Source organism: Pseudarthrobacter sp. NS4, from assembly GCF_024758005.1.
In the GTDB taxonomy this organism is placed as follows: Bacteria; Actinomycetota; Actinomycetes; order Actinomycetales; family Micrococcaceae; genus Arthrobacter.
Window position 1 is genome coordinate 2,774,037 of sequence record NZ_CP103288.1, and the last position, 18,524, is coordinate 2,792,560.

General features: G+C 59.0%; 15 protein-coding genes. 11 read left to right on the top strand and 4 right to left on the bottom strand.

The features are described 5' to 3' along the window. From NXY83_RS13090 to NXY83_RS13100, 3 genes are read left to right on the top strand one after another with little or no spacing between them, the layout of a single operon-like run. Positions 1-1,425: a bifunctional dTDP-4-dehydrorhamnose 3,5-epimerase family protein/NAD(P)-dependent oxidoreductase gene (locus tag NXY83_RS13090; RefSeq protein WP_258802645.1), complete on the top strand. Its 1,425-nt coding sequence runs from the start codon at positions 1-3 to the stop codon at positions 1,423-1,425. Between the two features lie 35 nt (positions 1,426-1,460). Beyond that, positions 1,461-2,153: a glycosyltransferase family 2 protein gene (locus tag NXY83_RS13095; protein ID WP_258802646.1), complete on the top strand. Its 693-nt coding sequence runs from the start codon at positions 1,461-1,463 to the stop codon at positions 2,151-2,153. Positions 2,154-2,162: 9 nt separating this feature from the next. After that, positions 2,163-2,546: a DUF2304 domain-containing protein gene (locus NXY83_RS13100; RefSeq protein ID WP_258802647.1), complete on the top strand. Its 384-nt coding sequence runs from the start codon at positions 2,163-2,165 to the stop codon at positions 2,544-2,546. Positions 2,547-2,626: 80 nt separating this feature from the next. Here the strand turns inward: NXY83_RS13100 and NXY83_RS13105 are convergent, their stop codons facing one another. After that, positions 2,627-3,508: a glycosyltransferase family 2 protein gene (locus NXY83_RS13105; RefSeq protein ID WP_258802648.1), complete on the bottom strand. Its 882-nt coding sequence runs from the start codon at positions 3,506-3,508 to the stop codon at positions 2,627-2,629. Between the two features lie 209 nt (positions 3,509-3,717). On the opposite strand from NXY83_RS13105, the gene NXY83_RS13110 reads away from it, so the two are divergent. From NXY83_RS13110 to NXY83_RS13140, 7 genes are all read left to right on the top strand, one after another. Continuing rightward, positions 3,718-4,431 (top strand): glycosyltransferase, encoded by a 714-nt coding sequence (locus NXY83_RS13110; RefSeq protein WP_258802649.1) that lies wholly within the window; start codon positions 3,718-3,720, stop codon positions 4,429-4,431. After that, positions 4,431-5,366 carry a glycosyltransferase gene (locus NXY83_RS13115; protein ID WP_258802650.1) on the top strand — a complete coding sequence of 312 codons (936 nt, stop codon included), beginning with the start codon at positions 4,431-4,433 and terminating at the stop codon, positions 5,364-5,366. The genes NXY83_RS13110 and NXY83_RS13115 overlap by 1 nt, the downstream gene beginning before the upstream one ends. Positions 5,367-5,424: 58 nt before the next feature. Further along, positions 5,425-6,468, top strand: coding sequence for a hypothetical protein (locus NXY83_RS13120; RefSeq protein WP_258802651.1), 1,044 nt, complete (start codon positions 5,425-5,427; stop codon positions 6,466-6,468). 27 nt (positions 6,469-6,495) lie between these two features. Then, the gene (locus NXY83_RS13125; protein WP_258802652.1) at positions 6,496-7,728 is read left to right on the top strand and encodes a lipopolysaccharide biosynthesis protein; all 1,233 of its coding nucleotides are present in this window, start codon (positions 6,496-6,498) and stop codon (positions 7,726-7,728) included. Further along, on the top strand, positions 7,725-9,704 hold the full coding sequence (locus tag NXY83_RS13130) for a DUF6541 family protein (RefSeq protein WP_309484076.1): 1,980 nt from the start codon (positions 7,725-7,727) through the stop codon (positions 9,702-9,704). Before NXY83_RS13125 ends, NXY83_RS13130 begins: the two co-directional genes overlap by 4 nt. A gap of 61 nt (positions 9,705-9,765) precedes the next feature. After that, on the top strand, positions 9,766-10,833 hold the full coding sequence (locus NXY83_RS13135; RefSeq protein ID WP_258802654.1) for a substrate-binding domain-containing protein: 1,068 nt from the start codon (positions 9,766-9,768) through the stop codon (positions 10,831-10,833). A 116-nt stretch (positions 10,834-10,949) separates the two neighbouring features. Beyond that, the gene (locus NXY83_RS13140; RefSeq protein WP_258806225.1) at positions 10,950-12,530 is read left to right on the top strand and encodes a DUF2142 domain-containing protein; all 1,581 of its coding nucleotides are present in this window, start codon (positions 10,950-10,952) and stop codon (positions 12,528-12,530) included. Between the two features lie 421 nt (positions 12,531-12,951). Here the strand turns inward: NXY83_RS13140 and NXY83_RS13145 are convergent, their stop codons facing one another. Then, positions 12,952-13,431: a GtrA family protein gene (locus tag NXY83_RS13145; RefSeq protein WP_258802655.1), complete on the bottom strand. Its 480-nt coding sequence runs from the start codon at positions 13,429-13,431 to the stop codon at positions 12,952-12,954. Between the two features lie 76 nt (positions 13,432-13,507). On the opposite strand from NXY83_RS13145, the gene NXY83_RS13150 reads away from it, so the two are divergent. After that, the gene (locus NXY83_RS13150; protein WP_258802656.1) at positions 13,508-15,088 is read left to right on the top strand and encodes a DUF2142 domain-containing protein; all 1,581 of its coding nucleotides are present in this window, start codon (positions 13,508-13,510) and stop codon (positions 15,086-15,088) included. 12 nt (positions 15,089-15,100) lie between these two features. Here the strand turns inward: NXY83_RS13150 and NXY83_RS13155 are convergent, their stop codons facing one another. Together NXY83_RS13155 and glf are read right to left on the bottom strand one after the other, a co-directional pair. Next, entirely contained in the window at positions 15,101-17,122 is a 2,022-nt protein-coding gene (locus tag NXY83_RS13155) for a glycosyltransferase (RefSeq protein ID WP_258802657.1), read from the bottom strand. Then, positions 17,119-18,306: a UDP-galactopyranose mutase gene (gene glf, locus NXY83_RS13160; protein WP_258802658.1), complete on the bottom strand. Its 1,188-nt coding sequence runs from the start codon at positions 18,304-18,306 to the stop codon at positions 17,119-17,121. Before glf ends, NXY83_RS13155 begins: the two co-directional genes overlap by 4 nt. Between the last annotated feature and the right edge of the window lie 218 nt (positions 18,307-18,524).

Consider the following 18,524-nt stretch of genomic DNA (forward strand, 5'->3'; position numbering starts at 1 on the left):
ATGCCTACCGAATTTTCGAAAAAACTGGCTGCACACGAGACACCGATCCCTGGAGTAGTTCTCTATGACCTTCCGGTTCATGGTGACAACCGGGGATGGTTCAAAGAGAACTGGCAGCGTGAAAAGATGCTGGCCCTTGGCCTGCCCGACTTCCGGCCGGTCCAAAACAACATCTCCTTCAACGAAAAGGCCGGGACCACCCGCGGCATCCACGCTGAACCCTGGGACAAGTTCATTTCCGTGGCAACCGGCCGTATCTTCGGCGCCTGGGTTGATCTTCGAGAAGGCCCTACATTTGGTGCCGTCTTCACAGCGGAGCTTGATCCCAGTCAGGCGATCTTCATCCCCAGGGGCGTAGGTAACGCCTTCCAGACCCTTGAGGACAATACGGCATATACGTACCTCGTCAATGACCACTGGAGCGCGGACGCTCAAGGTCAGTACACGTTCCTCAATCTCGCGGACGAGAGCTCGGCCATCACATGGCCCATTCCCCTTGACCAGGCGGAGCTGTCTGACAAGGACAAGGCGCACCCGCGTCTTCAAGAGGTCCGGCCGATGCAGCCCAAGAAGGTACTCGTCCTCGGTGCTGACGGGCAGTTGGGCAAGGCTTTGCGTGAAAAGTTCGACGGCGATTCTTTCGTTGAATTCGCCGGTCGCCGCGAATTTGATGTCACCTCCGATGACGCGTTCGCACGAGTTAACTGGAAGAACTATTCCACTATCATCAACGCGGCCGCCTTCACCTCTGTCGATGCCGCGGAAACGGCCGAAGGCCGGGCAGCCGCCTGGCGAATCAACGTCACAGCAGTGGCGCGCCTGGCGAAATGCGCCGTCGAGCAGGACCTCACGTTGGTCCATGTGTCCTCGGACTATGTCTTTGACGGCGTCCAGGAGGTACACGGAGAAGACGAAGATCTGACCCCCCTTGGCGTGTACGGCCAAACCAAGGCTGCCGGCGATGCCGTCGTGAGCATCGTGCCGCGTCACTACATCGTGCGAACCAGCTGGGTTATCGGCGAAGGAAACAACTTTGTAAAGACCATGGCGTCCCTTGCTGAACGGGGAATCTCGCCCTCTGTGGTCAATGACCAGACCGGACGGCTGAGCTTCACTCAGGACATCGCCGCCGGCATAAAGCATTTGCTGGACACCAAAGCCGAATACGGTGTGTACAACCTCAGTAACGAGGGAAAACCACAATCGTGGGCAGATATTGCCGCCGACGTCTTCGAGCTGGCGGGCAGCAAGCGTGAAGCCGTCACGGGCGTGTCCACGGAAGAATACTTCAGCGGAAAGACGGCCGCCCCCCGGCCGCTTTCAAGCACATTGAGCCTGGCCAAGATAAAGTCAACTGGTTTTGAGCCTGCAAGCTCCAGCAACCGGTTGACGGAATACCTGAAGAATGAGTTGATCAAGCCGTGACAGCGACCAATCGCAGGCCTCAGACCCTTGTTATCATGCCTGCCTGGAACGAGTCCGAGTCCATTGGGAACACCATCAGGGAAGTCTACGAATTTGGTCCGGTATGCGACGTGTTAGTAGTCGATGACGGATCCCGTGACAACACAGCTCAGGTAGCACGCGAAGCGGGCGCGACAGTGCTGGAACTTCCCTTCAATATGGGGGTCGGTGGCGCCATGCGTACCGGCTTCAAGTACGCCAAGAACTACGGCTACAGCCAAGTGATCCAAGTGGATGCTGACGGGCAGCACGATCCGCGGGACATCAAAGCTGTACTCGATGGCCTTCAGCATGCTGACATTGCCATCGGTGCGAGGTTCGCTAACAAGGGCAATTACACGGTGCGAGGACCCAGGAAATGGGCCATGAAAGTACTTGCCTGGACCATTTCCCGCGTCGCCGGAACTAACCTGACCGATGTCACCTCCGGATTCCGCGCGGCAAATATGAAGGCCATACGTCAGTACGTGGATCACTATCCGGCCGAGTATCTGGGCGACACTATCGACTCGCTTGTCGTCGCGATACGCTCCGGGTGCACAGTCAGACAAGTCGGCGTGTCAATGCGCGAACGTCAGGGTGGCACTCCGAGCCATGACCCGATCAAGGCTGCAATTTATCTCGGACGCTCAGGAATGGCTTTGCTGTTCGCCCTGACGCGGAAAAAAACCGAGCCGTCCACCAATTAGGAATTCAACATGTCGCTCCTTATGGGTTCCATCGTCGTCGTGGCGATCCTTTTCTTTGTGTTTGAAATGCTCCGTCGGCAGAAGCTGCGCGAAAAGTACGCGGTGCTGTGGATCGTGATCGGCATCGGCACCCTCATTCTTTCGGCTTTCCCCTCAGTCCTTGAAAAGGCCAGCGGGCTCCTTGGCATCCAGGTGCCAGCGAACCTCCTGTTCATCATGACGCTGGTCCTCCTTGTGGGTGTCTGCCTGCATCTCTCGCGGGAGCAGTCGCAGGCCGAAGACGAGGTCCGGATTCTCTGTGAGGAAGTAGCGCTGCTCAAGGCTGATTTGGCCGCCCTGCGGGAGCGCCTCCAGGTCGACCCGACCGGGAACGATTCCGAACCCAACCGCTGACAACCATCCGGCCAGCATCGCTGTTGGCCCTGGAACGGGAAAAGGACGCCCGTGGGCGTCCTTTTCCCGTTCCAGCCTGGCTAGCTAACGACGTGCTTTGCAAGCCTGGGCAAAGAATCGAATTTGCCCTTACGGACAGACTTCAGAATGAGGGAAGCAGCGTTGAGGCGGGAGGTCGAATGGAAACTTGCCGCACGTGCCGCGCCCTTCCAACCGAGACTGCTGAACCGCTCTGACTGTTGCCGAAAAAAGCGCCTCTCTTCATCAAAGCGCCGTCCGTCCAGCGCCCGGACGGAGGAATCGGATGCAGAATGCCGGCGGTATAGGAATGCCAAAACGGGGTCTACTACCATGGAACCCTGCTCCACGGCGATGTCCAGCAGAAGAGCCAGGTCCTGAACAACGTCGAGGCCCTCCGTGAACCCGATGCGTTTGATCGTCTGCGTCCGCCAGGTTAACGAGGGAAAGTACGCCCAGTCCGCTCGTACAAGGCTTGTCGCCATAGCCTCGCCCTTCAGCTCAACCCGCTCGCTTGCCTTGGGTGCGTAAACCTTTTTGACTGCGTCAACAAGCGGCGTGCAAGCAACACCTCGTTCATCTATAACCTGCACCCCGGGCTGCACGACGTCAGCCTGCGGGTACGCCTCAAAAGCACTGACTACCACGTCAAGGTAATTGGGAAGCATGATGTCATCGGCGCCCATAATGACAACGTAGGGCGCCTCAACCAGCGTCAACGCCTTGCGATAGTTGCCGTTCGCACCCAGGTTCTGCTCGTTTTTCATGTACGTGACACGAGGGTCGGTGATAGTGGAGAACCACCGCTCCGGCTCAGGGTCGGGGTATCCGTCGTCAATAACAACGAGCCGCCAGTCCTGGTTCTCCTGATTCATCACGCTGCGAGCTGCGAGCTTCATCTGATGGACATCGCCGTAGTACGGCAACATTACGTCAACGGTCATGGACCTGAGGTTCCTTCCGTGGTTTCCGCTCGAAGAGCTCGGCGGCTGCATCTCCACGATTATAGTTGACGGGGTGCAGCGTCCAATTCGACAGTGGCGCCTTGCTAGACTGCTGGGGACCTGCCCGCCCCGCTGGCACAGCCCGGAGGCCTGAGGAGAAAAGACTTATGGACCCCGCATTCGGTGCCAGTCCACGTGTAAGCGTGTGCATGGCGGCGTACAATGGCGCCCGCCATATAGAAGAACAAGTTGCTTCGATACTGGCCGAGCTTGGCGCCGACGACGAACTGATAGTGGTGGATGACTGCTCTACTGACGGAACCCCCGATATCGTCGCGGCCATGGGCGATTCCCGCATACGCCTGATTAAAGCCGCACAAAACCGTGGCTACGTGCGTACTTTCGAAAACGCCCTCAGTGAAGCGCGAGGTCACTTCGTGTTCCTATCGGACCAGGACGACGTCTGGCTGCCCGGCCGCGTTGAACTCATGATCGCCGCGATGGATGGCAAGAGCATGGTGGTCAGTAACTGCAAGCACGTTGATGGGCCACTGGGCTCGTTTCACGAGATTCGCTTGCGGTCGAAGGACGAGGATCATACTGTACGCAATATCCTCGGCATCGTGGTCGGGTACCGGCTGCACTGGGGGTGCGCCATGGCAATGCGACGCGAGCTGCTGGAACAGGTTCTGCCCTTCCCTTCCTATATGAACGAATCACACGACCAGTGGATAGCAACCGTGGGCAACGTCAACCGCTCCATCGTCTATTTGGAAGAAGACACCATTTTGCATCGACTGCACGGCGGGAATCTGACGCCTCTCGGAATCCGCTCCGTCTCCAAAATTGTTCGTGCCCGTGTCGCCTTCGTCCGAAACGTTATTGAGGCCGTCATCCGTGCGCGCAAGGCCAGGGTGGCTTGATGGAACCGGTAGAGTCCGAAAGCGTCCAGCCGAGAGAGGGAGTCTGCGGAGTTGTCTCGGCTTTCAACCCGGGACCAGAAAATGTAGCGAACCTCAAGTGGCTGCTGCGCTTTGTTGATCACGTCGTGATAGTGGATGACGGCTCCCCCGGAGATGTTGCCCAGGCGCTGGCGGACATGGAGAAGTTGGGCGCGGTCATCCTCAGACTGGGCACCAATTCGGGTATAGCCCGGGCACTTAACGTTGGAGTCAAAGAAGCAGTGGGCCGCTGGAACCCGGAGTGGGTCCTTACGATGGACCAGGACTCCCGGCTGACCGGCGACTATGTCACCGCCGCACTCGCTACTGCCCATTCCTCCCGCGAGCCGGAAAGCGTTGCAATGGTGTGCGCGGAGTCGCACAACAACATCCCGCTGCCCACCTGGGGCGGACAGGAAGAGCCCCAAATCTTCGATCCCATGACCAGCGGCACGCTGGTACGGACGGAAACGTTCCAATTCGTCGGGTATTTCGATGAGGGCTTCTTCATTGATTGCGTTGATTCGGAATTCAATGCCCGCCTGCGCGAGCATGGCCTGCGTGCACTGGCAGGGCGGGGCTGCAACCTGGAACACAGCTTGGGCAATGCGCGTCCAATGACAATTTTTGGCTGGCACGCAAGAGTTGGCGCAAAGAAGCTCTACGTGTACTACCACGCCCCTTTCCGGGTTTACTACATCACTCGGAACTCTTTGATTTTGGCCCGTCGATACGCGGTGAAGCAGCCCACGTGGGTGCTTCGCAGGATTTACATGGAGATTCAAAGCCACGTTGTCCGTTTTGGGTTCGGCCCCAACAGACGGAAGCATTTCATTGCCGCTACCGCCGGCGTCCGTGATGCCCTGCGGCAAAAGATGGGCAAGATAGACGAATCTCTCGCCGCGCGGCTGCGCTAAGCAGGAACTCCATTATCAGCGGCAGAGCCGTTGGCCCGCCGAAATCGAAAGACTTCACATGACCAACAACTCAGGAACCATATTCGTCCTCTACCACAAGGGACTGAGGACCGGTGGCCCCGAAGCTCTTCACCAGCTTGTCGATATGCTGCGAGAGCTCGGGCAGGACGCTTACCTCGTCCCGCATCCCCACACTGTGCAGAACCACAGGGTGGAACAGTACAACGTGTACGACGCGCCGGAAGCCCCGAAAATCATTGATGCGCCCGAAAACGTAGTGGTGTATCCCGAAACCTACGTCTACGAAATGTCTCACGTAAAGCATGCCCAACGCATGTGCTGGTGGCTCAGCATCGACAATTCCCTCACCTTCATGGCCGAAAGAATGTGGCAGCGCAGCGGGGCGGGTCTATTCCAAAAGACACGGGAGGTTGCTGTCCCCTACGCACGTATGTGGAAAAACGGGGTAGCACCGGCAATGCTCCGTCAGGACAGGGACGTGGTCCACCTAGCCCAGTCTTCCTACGCCTGGGCCTTCATCGCGACCCGATTTGATGTGGTTCCTTCGCTCATCTCCGATTACACGCCAACCGGCGAATTCCAGGCCGTACCGGAAACAACCCGCAACCATCATCTGGTTACGTACAATCCGGCAAAGGGCGGGCATATCATCGACGCCGTGAAGGCCCACAGCCCTTCTTCCCTGGAGTGGCGCCCGATTATCGGCATGACGCGACCGGAAGTTGTCGCCACTCTGCAGGGGTGCGGCCTGTACGTTGACTTGGGCCATCACCCAGGCAAGGACCGTATGCCCCGTGAAGCGACCCTGTCGGGTGCTCTCACTGTGGTTGCGCGGCGCGGCTCCGGGGCTTTCTACGCCGACGTGCCCATCCCGTGGGAGCACAAAATCACCCCCGGTGACGGCGAAGTCTCCACAGCTGCGGCCATGCTTCCGCAACTCATCGAGAACTTCGAAGCGGAAGTGGCCAAACAGGACAGCTACCGTGAAACCATCCTGAACGAGCGTTCGCGCTTCAGGCGCGAAGTTGAAGATGTCTTCGTGAATGGCCACCTGGGCAAGGACGCGTATGACTACGCTTAGCAACACCCGGGCCGGGGCGACGACGGCATGATTAGAAGGATCGCGGCGTTCGCCGGTTTACCCCTGCTCGCCTCCCTCGCCTCCTTCATCCTCCTGCCCATCATTGCAAGAGTTGGCGGAACCCCGGCTTGGAACTCCCTGGCTGTGGGCCAGGCCGTCGGTTCCATCGCCGCCATCGTCATTGCACTGGGTTGGCCACTGACCGGGCCTTCCGCTGTGGCGTCCGCACGGGAAGAAAGGGTACGACGACGGCATTATGCCGTCAGCTTCGTCACCCGCTCATTCATGTTCATCTGCGCTGTCCCGTTAATGGCGCTTGCCCTGATGTTCACCAGTGGAGCGGGTCAATTTTGGATTGCTTTCCTGATGGCCTCCGCTCAAGCGGCTGCAGGCCTTACTCCGGCCTGGTACTGCATCGCCACCGGTCACGCCGGCCGGATCGCCAAATACGACGTCATCCCACGGATGGTTGCCACCCTCGGTGTAATACCCCTGCTGTTCGCAACGGGTGAGATTTACCTCTACCCGCTGGCACTACTGGTTCTTGGCCTCGCCGGAACATTATGGTTCAACAAGGATCACTCGAATCGGCAGGATTACCGTGGGCTGACTCCGGGCGCGGTATTGAAGGAAATCTGGAGGCTGCGGTCAGGTGCGGGCATTACCGTTGCTGCCGGGGCCTACGCGTCCACGCCGATACTTGTAGTGCAGTTCGCCGCTTCGGCGGCGGGACTGGCCGCATTCGTGTCAGCCGAAAAGTTTTACCGCATCGGGCAGCTCGCAACGGCTGCCCTCGGCAACAGCCTTCAGGGCTGGGTCAGCGAATTCGGCACGGATCACTGGCACCGGCGGAAGTTCTCCCTGATGGCCCTCGCTGGGCTGGGCCTTGCTGGCTGGCTGATGCTGGCCTTGCTTGGTCCTTGGGCCAGCGGGCTGCTCTTCGGGTCGGAACGGGCCGCGGATTTCCTGACATGTTTCTGGTTTGGCCTGTCATTCCTCCTTGTATGCGTGACAACTTCTACCGGAGCCCATTGGCTTGTCCCCGCGAAGCGCATGCGAACCGTGTTTGCCAGCACCATCGCCGGTGCTGTGGTGGGCCTTCCGGCCATGGTCATCCTCGCGCACCTCATGGGTGGGCAGGGCGGGGCACTTGGCCTTGCCATAGGTGAAGTCGCAGTAACAGTCATCCAGTTGAGGGCTATCCTGGGTCTCCTCCGCGATAAGGCGTCAGATGAAAAAGTTGAAGGAGTGGCTTCATGAGCTGGGCCGGCGTCCTCCCGGCCGTTGTCCTGGCAGCACTGCTGCTATACGTACCCGGAGCCGTGATTGCGGCCTGCCTTAAATTCAGGTTGGGGGGAATTCTTGGTTTCGCCCCCCTCCACTCGACGGCGGCCGCCGGACTCGCAGGCGTCATAGCTGGTTTGCTGGGCGTCCCTTGGGGCCTCCTGCCGTTTCTGCTGGTAAGTGCCACGCTGGCCGTAGCCGCCCTGCTGGTCACCCGCGGATACCCCTGGCGGATACGCCGCGTGCCCTGGCGTCATGTCCTGCCTTTCATGGCCATTGGCATTGCCACCATCTCGATTGGCTGGCGATTCGTTCAACTGGTCGGTTCCCCCGAGCACCCATCGCAGGTGTTCGACAATGTATTTCACCTGAATGCCATCCGGTTCATCCTTGACACGGGTAATGCCTCGTCGCTCACGCTGGCTTCGATTCAGGGCGTGTCCGGCTTGGACGCCGTCTACCCCGCGGCATGGCATTCCTTCGCTGCCCTCCTCGTGCAACTGACCGGTGTAGACATTCCAGCTGCCCAAAACGCCCTCAACCTGGTCATTGCGGCGATTGTCTGGCCGGCTTCCTGCCTGTTTCTGGTGTCAAAGACCATCTCCCGCAGGCCTGCTGCCCTTATCATCGCCTCTGTAATCTCCAGCACCCAAGTTGCATTCCCCTTCCTCATGATTGTCTGGGGGCCTTTGTTCCCATATGCCATGGCAATAAGCATGATGCCGGTGGTGATAACGTCACTCGCAGGCCTGGCGCGCTTCAGGCGTACGCGCACCGAACCACTCCGCAGTTGGACCTCATCCCTGGTTCTTTGTATGGCTGGCCTTGCATTTGCCCATACGAGTTCGATCAACACCACAATTGCCGTCAGCCTTCCGGTCGCGGCGTTACTCTGGTGGCGCCTCGCCAGGGAACGGGCAGCCAGGCAGTTCAGTGTCTCCAGGAGCTGGCTTTTCATCACAGAAACCATGGCTGTCCTTGTGCTCGGAGCTGCCCTCTGGTTCAAATTGCGTCCCGCGCCCTATGACAACTGGGGACCTTCAGTTAAGCCCGGTGCCGCCGTCGGTGAAATCCTGACTGTGAGCACGATGCAATCGGCCATCCCGGCGGTCGTTGTCTCGGTACTCTCGGTCGTCGGATTACTCACCGTCTTCCAGATGAAGAAGCTGCGATGGGTGGCTGCCGGTTATGGAACTGTTGGGGCACTGTATGTAGTCGCAGCATCGTTTCCCAAGGGTCAGCTTCGGGATGCCCTTGTCGGCACCTGGTACCAGGACACCTACCGGCTGGCTGCCCTATTGCCGCTGTTCGTAACGCCCCTGGCTGTCATCGGTGGGCTTCGTCTCTGGGATTCCTGGCGGCGCTCAGGGTATACGGCCAAGTTGTCCCGGGCACTCGAGGGCCGTGTGCCCGGGCTCAGGGACCGGGGACCAGCCGCTATCTCCGTCGCTGCAGTCGCCATCTTCACACTGCTCGCAACCTTCGCGGGCCCGCTCACGCACTACATCCGCGGCGCATCAACCGTGTACCGGTTCGACGCCTCCTCCGACTTACTGACACCCGATGAACTGGCGTTGCTGGAACGTGTTCCGAATCATGTGCCTGCTGATGCTGTAATAGCGGACAACCCTTGGAACGGAAGCTCACTGGCCTACGCTTATACAGGGAGACGCGTCCTGACAGCCCACCTATTCGCCGCGGAGCACCCGGAGACAAAGACTATTGATCAACGGTTGAAGGATTCACCGGATAGCACTGCTGTCTGTACCGCGCTGAGAAATCAGAACGTGCAGTTCGTATTGGACTTCGGTTCCGATTACCTGATCGACTTGCCCGGCTCGCAAGACTATCCCGGCGTAACTGATATAGGGGACGCCCGGGGATTCACCCTCGTTGACTCGCAGGGCGACAACGCGAAGCTTTACCGGATTACGGCATGCGATATAACCTGACCTGCTGCAGCTGCAGGCCAGCTTCCCAAATTCTGCTTCCCAACAGCACTAGGCTGGAAAGGTGATTCCCGTTTCCCACCGACCTTCAAGACTCCGGACTGCGGCTTTACTGTCAGGACTTCTATGCCTGTCTGCCTGCTCAACCACTCCCCCAGGAACTATTCAAGGAGCCCTTACCGGCATCGGCAGCAGCGCCGGGCGGGGAGCGGTAAGTGCATGGGGCCTTGCATGGGGTAATACAGTCAAAGGCACCTCCGTCAGCTACTCGCCCGACGGTTCCGCCGCCGGCCTTAAGGCTTTCCAGGACGGCCAGGCCCACTTTGCAGTAAGTTCTGCCCCACTGTCAGAGAAGGATGCAGGTGCAGTGCGCGGAATGTGTACTGCCAAAGGTGCGCTATCGATAGCTGCTGGAGTTCTGCCGGTCGGTGTCGCGGTTAAGATCAAGGGTGTTAATGATCTGATTCTGGATGCCCCAACCCTTGCTGCAATTCTTCAAGGCGACATCACACGCTGGAACGATTCCCGCATTCGGGGCCTCAACCCGGGAACTTCTCTACCGGACCTTGCGATTACCGTCATTGTCCAGGAGGGACCTTCGGACACCGTAAGACCGATCAATGAATACCTGAGCCAGGAGCCGGGGGTTCAGTGGGAGCCGGAGGCCCCGGATCGCTGGCCCTCCGCCGTCGTCGGACAAACTTCGTCACCGCCTCTGGATCTTGCCGACAAGTTGGACGACACCAATGGAGGTTTGTCCATTCTCGACGGGAGTATCATCGGCAACCGGTTCCTCGCCGCGCAGATCGTCTTCGACAGTAAACCGAGACGACTGCAGGCTTCCTCCGTGGTCGACGCCGTTACGACCGGTGAAGTGAAAGTATCACCAACCTCCGTTGTTCAGGCCCTTGATGGCCGCTCCGGCTACGCCTTAGGCACAATCATCTACGTGCATCTCTGCCGGGAATACTCTGAGGAAGCCTTGGGTCGCCTTAGCCAGTCCTTTGGTGAAAATGTCCTTGCCGAGGAGTCGCAAAAGAACGCCAACGCATTTGCCTTTGTGATGTCGCCGAGCAAGAAGGCCGTAAGCGAAGGACTGGCACTTGTTGGGACCATTGGAGACGGACAATGAGCATCTTCTTAAATAAAGTTCAACGGCGTGGGCTTCCCCGTCCCCTCCCTACCTTCGGCCTCCTGACCGCAATCTTCTTCCTGCTGTTCGGGCTGTGGTCCATCGCCACACCGTTGATGGGGGTCCCAGATGAACCCGCCCACACCATCAAGGCTGCAGCGGTAGTCCGGGGACAAGTCGTGGTGGAAGAGGGCACATCATTCGGCCATGGCGTTCATGTCCGGGTGCCTAATTACATCGCAAGCCTTCATGCCCAAAGCTGCTACAAATTCAACCGGGCACAGGCGGCCGACTGCACGGCCCCCATCTACGCGGACGACACCTTCACAAACATTGCTGTGACTTCTGCAGGGTCATATAACCCCATGTACTACTGGGTCGTGGGGCTGCCGACTCTGTTCATGTCGGGGGCACCAGCCATTTATGCCATGCGACTGGTGAGCGCCATCTTGTGTGCTGTCTTTGTGGCCGCCGCTTTCACAGCCCTCACTGAATTACGCCGCCCGAAATACCCCGTCCTGGTGGCTGCACTGTCTATGACTCCGATGATCCTGTTCCTCGGCGGGGGCATCAACCCGAATTCCTTGGAAATCGTAGCCACGATGGCGGCATTTTCAGGGTTCGTAGTTGTGCTGGACAACTGGAGGAACACCAAACGCGTGGTCCCTGCCCTGGCCACCGTCGCGGCAGCCACAGTCGTACTCGCCAACGCACGGCAGATTTCGCTGGTGTGGCTGCTTTGTGCCTTGATCGTTGGCGTTTGCTCCTTCCGGTTCCGGCGGACATTGGCGGTTTTTTCAGACAAGCGTGTCTTGGTAGCCGCGGCACTGGCCATTCCGGGCGCCGTACTGGGACTGCTGTGGATGTATATCTCCGCGAACGGACCCGCGAATGTTGGTGTGGCGCCGGAGGGGATTGCCAACCCGCACCCCGATGCACCCCTATACCGGGGGTTCATGATCATGCTTGACCGCACCTACGATTTCTTCCCCCAATACATCGGCATCATGGGCTGGCTGGACACGCCCGCACCCGAGCTGGTGACCCTCGTCTGGGGTGGACTCATGATTGCGGGCCTGGTAATCCCGCTTTGTGTCCGGCCACTGCGTAATTGGACCGGCTACTGGGTGGCGCTGGCCATGCTCTACTTGGTCCCAGCGCTGCTGCAGACCGCCCTCTGGCGCGGTATGGGCTTCATTTGGCAGGGACGCTACACGCTGCCGCTGGTTATCGTTTTGTTTATCAGCGTGGGCCTGGGTTTGCGTAAACTCCGGTTCCCGGGCGGTCCTGTGGCCGTTCACGTTTCAAGGGTCGTCTACTGGCTGCTCGTATTTTGCCATACGCTGACTTTCGTTTACGTCCTGCGCCGGTACGTGGTGGGGATTAGCGAAATCGCCAACTGGCAGACGCTTTTCTCATCACCCGACTGGCATCCACCCCTCGGCTGGCTGCCTTTGACCACGGTCTACTTCCTCGTAACGGCATCAGCAGCCCTGCTCCTGTTCCGCTATCTGCACAATGGACAACCTCTAATACATCGAACCAACTCGCCCGGCAAGCCGGTGCCGCAACCCGCAGGGAGCGAGCAAGTGCGCGACGGTGCAGGCTATGACGCCACACTAGCGCCTGTTCACGCAACCGTGCCGGGGGCGACCCCAAGCGGAGTTTCGGCCGCGCCGCCCCAGCATCCGGTCTAGTTTCCCCAGCAGTAGTTCTCGGTGCAGTGCCCGAAGCAGTAGTCCAGGATGCAACGCTGAGAGAGCTGCGTGCCACCGGCACCAAGTATGAGTACCGGTGGCACGCGCCCAGGGATCCCGCACGGTTGGTTTAACGCCCGTGTCCACTCCCTCGGACCCCGGACGGTCCGACACGCATTGGCGTTCCACTTTCATGGTTGCGCGGACCGGACCGGGGCATTCCACCGGACACCGCCCTGGCGCCCTCACTGAACCGTTGAGCAGCCAGTTATGTGAGCCGTGGGCGCGTCGACAAGAATGCGGGCGGTTGGCTGCGGTTCTTTTCGCGCTCAGCCGTGGGCGGTGCCTTCACTGATACTTAATCAGCCCGATATCCCAAGCGACCAAGGCTGTCCGGCGTCAATGATCCAGTTCTAAAGAATTAGACTGTTTCCGCGGCTTCGGGGGTGCGCTTGAATATCCAGTGCCGGTACAGGAGGTAGTTCCATCCCGTAGTCAGGATGGTAGCGGTGGTCTTGCCTATGACGTAGGACCAACCCAGGGCATCAAAGCCGGTAACAATCACATCACTGACGACGATGTTCACGAGAACCAGCAACAGGTACTTAGCCGCGCTGACGCTTCCCTTATTAGTCGCACGAAAGGTGAAGACCCGCTGCAGCAAAAAGTTGAAGACCAGACTGACAATGAATGCGATCGGAGTGGCAATCCAAAGTGCCACACCGAACGCTTCGTGCAGGAGCGCAAGAAGCCCCAAATCGAGGGCGAATGAAAGGCCGCCGACCAGCAGAAACCGTACAACGGCGTTTTGGTACAAGCCGACCGCGAAGCCCGGCACCGTAGGTGGCAAAACTGCGGACTCCTCAGGGGAAGACGATGCACTGGAAGCAGAACTGCGCATCGTTTTGTATATCCTCCTGGTTGGCTGAAGCATGCGGATTTGACCCGCCGAACTCCAAAGTATTGTTAAACTTATCATGCAAAAATTCATCACCCCGTCGCTGGCGCCCGTGCTCAGATCCTCCCCGACTAGCGGAAGGCGGCCATCCCCGATGCGCGTGTTGTTAGTTGCCTGGCTGCTGTTTGGCTTAATCGGAAGCGTTTGGAGCTTCGCTTCGCCGCTAATGTCAGTCCCCGATGAACCTGCCCACGCAATCAAAGCCGCGGCTGTTGCCCGCGGACAACTGTGGGGAACGAGTTCGGGCGTTCAAGGAGCTCCCTTGACGGTCCAAGTTCCTGGTTATATCGCGGATCTCAACAACCATGTCTGTTTCGCGCAGCGTTCAAACGTAACAGCTGACTGTGCGACCCCGATTGACGCTTCAGACCGCGGCTGGAGAACCGGCAAGACCTCGGCCGGAAACTACAACCCTGTTTACTACGGCATTGTCGGGATGGGCAGCCGGGGCCTAAGCGGTGAGGCGGCAATCTACGCAATGCGGCTTATCAGCGCCTGGATGGTGTCATTCTTCCTGGCAGCCATTTTCTGCGCGGCATCAACCCTCCGGCGCTTCCATCGTCCCGTCATCGCAGCGTCGATTGCACTGACTCCTGCCGTCTTTTTTCTGACCGGGTCCATCAATCCCAATGCTCTTGAAATTGCGACGGCGGGAGCAGTGTTCATGAGCCTCTGCGCAATCTTTGAGCAATCTGCCGGCAAAATCCCCATCAGCAAACTGCTACTGGTCATCGCTGCGCTGTCCGGTACCCTGCTAGCCCATACAAGGCCGCTTTCACTTCTCTGGCTGGCCATTGCTGCTGTCTCAGCCGTCCTGTGCTATGGGATCAGTACGCTCATCCGCACCCTCGCAGTCCGCGGCTTCCAGGTGGCCCTGTTGGTGGTCGCCCTGTCCAGCTTGTTTGCCCTGTGGTGGGTCGTCTCAGCGAAGAGCTTCGACAGCCTCCTCGCCGGCGCCCCCATACCCGCTGAAGATGCTGCTGTGGCAATGCTTGATAAAACTGTCTTTTTTATGGTCGAGTACGTCGGAGTTCTCGGGTGGATCGACACATTGCCCCCGCCTGCAGCCCTTTACACCTGGGTGCTGGGCTTCGGGGCAATGCTTCTGCTGGCTTACACGGCGCGACCTGTCAGGGGACGCTGGGTCATGGCGCTGTTGACGCTCACCGTGATTGTCGTCCCCACCGCACTGCAGGCCGGCTCCAGCGAAAAGTTGGGCTGGATCTGGCAGGGCCGTTACACGCTGGCCATGGTGGTAACGCTCATCCTGGCGGCCGGTGTCAGCACACGATTCCGCCCCTACCGGATTACGCCCTGGACCAAGTCGATGGTGCGCTGGGGGCTGGTCCTCGGGGCCCTCGCACACGCCTACGTTTTCCTCGAAGGCCTAAGGCGCTACACCATCGGAATTCAGGGACACACCAACTGGACTGAGATGTTCGAGCCTGTGTGGCAGCCCCCTGGCACGTGGCAAGTGCTCGCTCTCGCCTACATCCTGCTCCTTTTAGTCGCTGGTGTAGGCCTTTACCGCGTGTTGACTACTCCACAAGCCCCTTATCACCCTGTCGAAGCGGCACGTGCATCGCAGCAAAGGCCGTGAGCCGAGGGATCATTAGGAAATTGCGTCGCTGCCGGCGGCAGAGCCATGCACATGGCTCTGCCCCGGGGCACCTTCCTCGAAAGTACTGCGCCAAGCCTCCATTGACACGAGATCCGCGACAGCTGACCGGTAGTCCTCAACCAAGGAATCCCAGTTCCTGTACAGCCTGGCGTGCTGCATGGCTGACTGCTTAAGCAAGGCCTTTAGCTTACGGGGATCACGCTTGTACCAGGATGCCGCTGTACCCTCGGCGTTGGAGACAACCACGGAGTCGTAGTGCGCGATGCGGAACCATCGGTTGTCGAGGTGAGCAAGGTAGGCCTGGGGACGTTCCAGTGTCTCCCTGGCAGGCTGCTTCAGCAATTGCCGGGCGACTGTGACCAGGCCCCACTTAACCATGTCCTTTTTGGCGGGCATCCCGCTGTCTGCCGTCGTCGAAAGGCCAGCACCAATGGCGGGGGCAGGAAACTCATCCACATCTTCGCGCATTTGCGCATCAGAATAGGACTTGCGGAGCTCGTTGATTGAGCCAAGCTTGGTCCGCAGCGAAGGGTGAAGATGTCCCGGGCCTGTCAAGAGGTCGTCCCTGGCTGCCAGACGGTTGTGTGCAGTGAAGTACTGGAGGGATACAAGGTGCTTGACGTCTTCCTGGAACGACTCCCGAAGAACGTCACCACCCTTCGGGTGAGGGCTGTGCAAAAGCGCAGTGATGAGCCGGTTGCGGTTGTGGAAATATGCTTGCCACCCCACAAGGTCGTCCTTATCGATCCAGGAGATGTGCCAGAGTGCGGCGCCGGGGAGGGACACTGTGCGGACACCGGCTGCCCGCGCCCGCAGTCCGTATTCTGAGTCATCCCACTTGATGAACAGCGGCAGGGGAAGGCCAATATCGCGGATGACAGAGGTGGGTATCATGCACATCCACCACCCGTTGTAGTCCACATCAAATCGCCTGTGAAGCCAAGGTGTCTGCCGCAGATTGGATACGCCAAAATCGTGGCGCATCTGCATGTCCTGGTGGGGCTGGCTCGGGGAAAACCTTCGGGCATCAATGGTTTCACCCATCGAATACAAGGTGCTTCTGCTGTAGAGATCGAACATGTGTCCGCCGACGATCGTCGGGTTTTTGCATCGTCCGGAGAAGGCCAACATCCGCATGATGCTTTCCGGCTCCATGACCACGTCATCGTCCAGCAGGAGAACGTAATCGCTGGAGTTCTCGACGGCTTCGTACATTCCCCGGGCGAATCCTCCGGAGCCTCCGAGGTTCGGCTGGTTGATGATGCGCAGCTTAGAGCCCAGTAGTGCCGCTACTTCCGGAAAAGCAGGGTGATCGGCCACCTTCTGAGAGCCTTGATCGACGATAATGACTTCCCGGGCAAGGTCAAGAGCCTCGGGATGGTTAGCCAGCGTACGGACATTTGCGAGGCAGAAGTCAGGCTTATCCATAGTCGTTATCTGGATGGTCGCCGTCTCCCCGGTGCGCAGCGGCGGGGGCCCCTCCCATCGGGCCTCCTTCAGGACAAGGTCCCCGCGGCTGGACGCGAGATCGAACCAATACCAGCCGCCATCACCGAACGGCTTAATAGATAACTGGAATTCTGTCGAAGCCTCGCCGTCAACACGTGCACCGTCAACGCGCTGTAGGGTGCCGCGGGCATTCGACTTGTAAACGGCCACAGAGCCGTGCCCCGAAGTCTCAACAACCAGCCGAATATCCCTGAGGTGGGTCCAACGGCGCCAATAACTTGCTGGAAAGGCGTTGAAGTAGGTTCCAAGTGAAAGCTGCTCACCTGATCGCACCCTGATGGAGTGGCGGGAGAGCAAGTCATCGAAATGCACCTCGCGCTGGCTAGAGCCTACAAGATGCAGCTTTTCCTCGGCTGGTTTAGGATTCCGGGCGTATTCGTCGCTTTCCTTGAAGCGAACGCCCGTTGCCGGGCCGGCGTCAGCGTAGAGGGACATCGTGTCCACCCCGGACTCCGGGGGGAAAATTACCCGCTGAAGTGTCGCCCAGCCCGGCGCTCCATTCATGCGTCCACGCCTCCGCTTTCCAGCTTGTCGCCGCTTTCATAATGCGGCCGGATCTTGTTGTCGAACATGCTCAGAGCAGCGCCTATGGCCATGTGCATGTCGAGGTACTTATAGGTTCCCAACCGTCCGCCAAACAGAACGTTCTTCTCGGACGCCGCGAGATCGCGGTACTTGAGTAGGCGCTCCCTGTCTGCGGAAGTGTTGACGGGGTAGTACGGCTCGTCGCCCTTCTCGGCAAAGCGTGAGAATTCGCGCATGATGACGGTCTTTTCCGTCTGGTAGTCGCGCTCGGGGTGGAAGTGGCGGGGCTCGATGACCCGGGTGTACGGGACGTCGCCGTCGTTGTAATTTACAACTGAAGTGCCCTGGAAGTCCTCGATATCGAGTACTTCTTCCTCAAAATCAATGGTGCGCCAGGAGAGGTCGCCCTCGGCGTAGTCGAAGTAGCGGTCAACCGGCCCGGTGTACACGACAGGAATCTTGCCCACAACCTTGTTCTTGCTGTACTCGTGCGACTCGTCGAAGAAGTCGGTGTTCAGCCGCACTTCGATGTTCGGGTGTTCTGCCATCTTCTCGATCCACGCTGTGTAACCGTTGGTGGGCAGGCCCTCGTACTTGTCATTGAAGTACCGGTTGTCGTAGTTGTAGCGAACCGGCAGCCGCGAAATGATGCCGGCGGGCAGGTCCTTGGGATCCGTCTGCCACTGCTTGCCGGTGTAGTGCTTGATGAAAGCTTCATACAGGGGCCGGCCAATAAGCTGGATTCCCTTGTCATTCAGGTTCTGGGGATCGGTTCCGGCAAGCTCCCCGGCCTGCTCCTGAATGAGCTCCCGCGCCTGGCCTGGCGTGAGGTTGGCGCGGAAGAACTGGTTGATGGTGGCGAGGTTGATGGGCAGGGAGTAGACCTCGCCCTTGTGCACGCCGTAGACCTTGTGAACGTAGTTGGTGAACGTGGTGAACCGGTTGACGTACTCCCACACGCGCTCGTTGGACGTATGGAACAGATGTGCACCATAGCGGTGCACCTCGATGCCGGTCTGCTCTTCTTTTTCGCTGTAGGCATTGCCACCAATGTGGTGGCGGCGGTCGATGACGACGACCTTCAAGCCGAGCTCGGTAGCGGCCTGTTCTGCGATTGTCAGGCCAAAAAAGCCAGACCCTACAATGACGAGGTCAGCGGTCACAAAATCTCCTGGTTTGAATGCGGGCAGCGCAATGGTGCGCATTGTCTGCTGTTCTAGCCTACCCGAGCGAGCGCAGCGCCCGTCGAATCAGCCGCGGCCGGCACTCCCATACGCATGGTTCACGTTTCGTAGAGCCACGCCCACATTCGTCGTATAGAGCTCCTGTTCGTTGACAAACGGCGCCATCCGGTCGGTGTCTTCGGCGGCAGAGGCAGCGG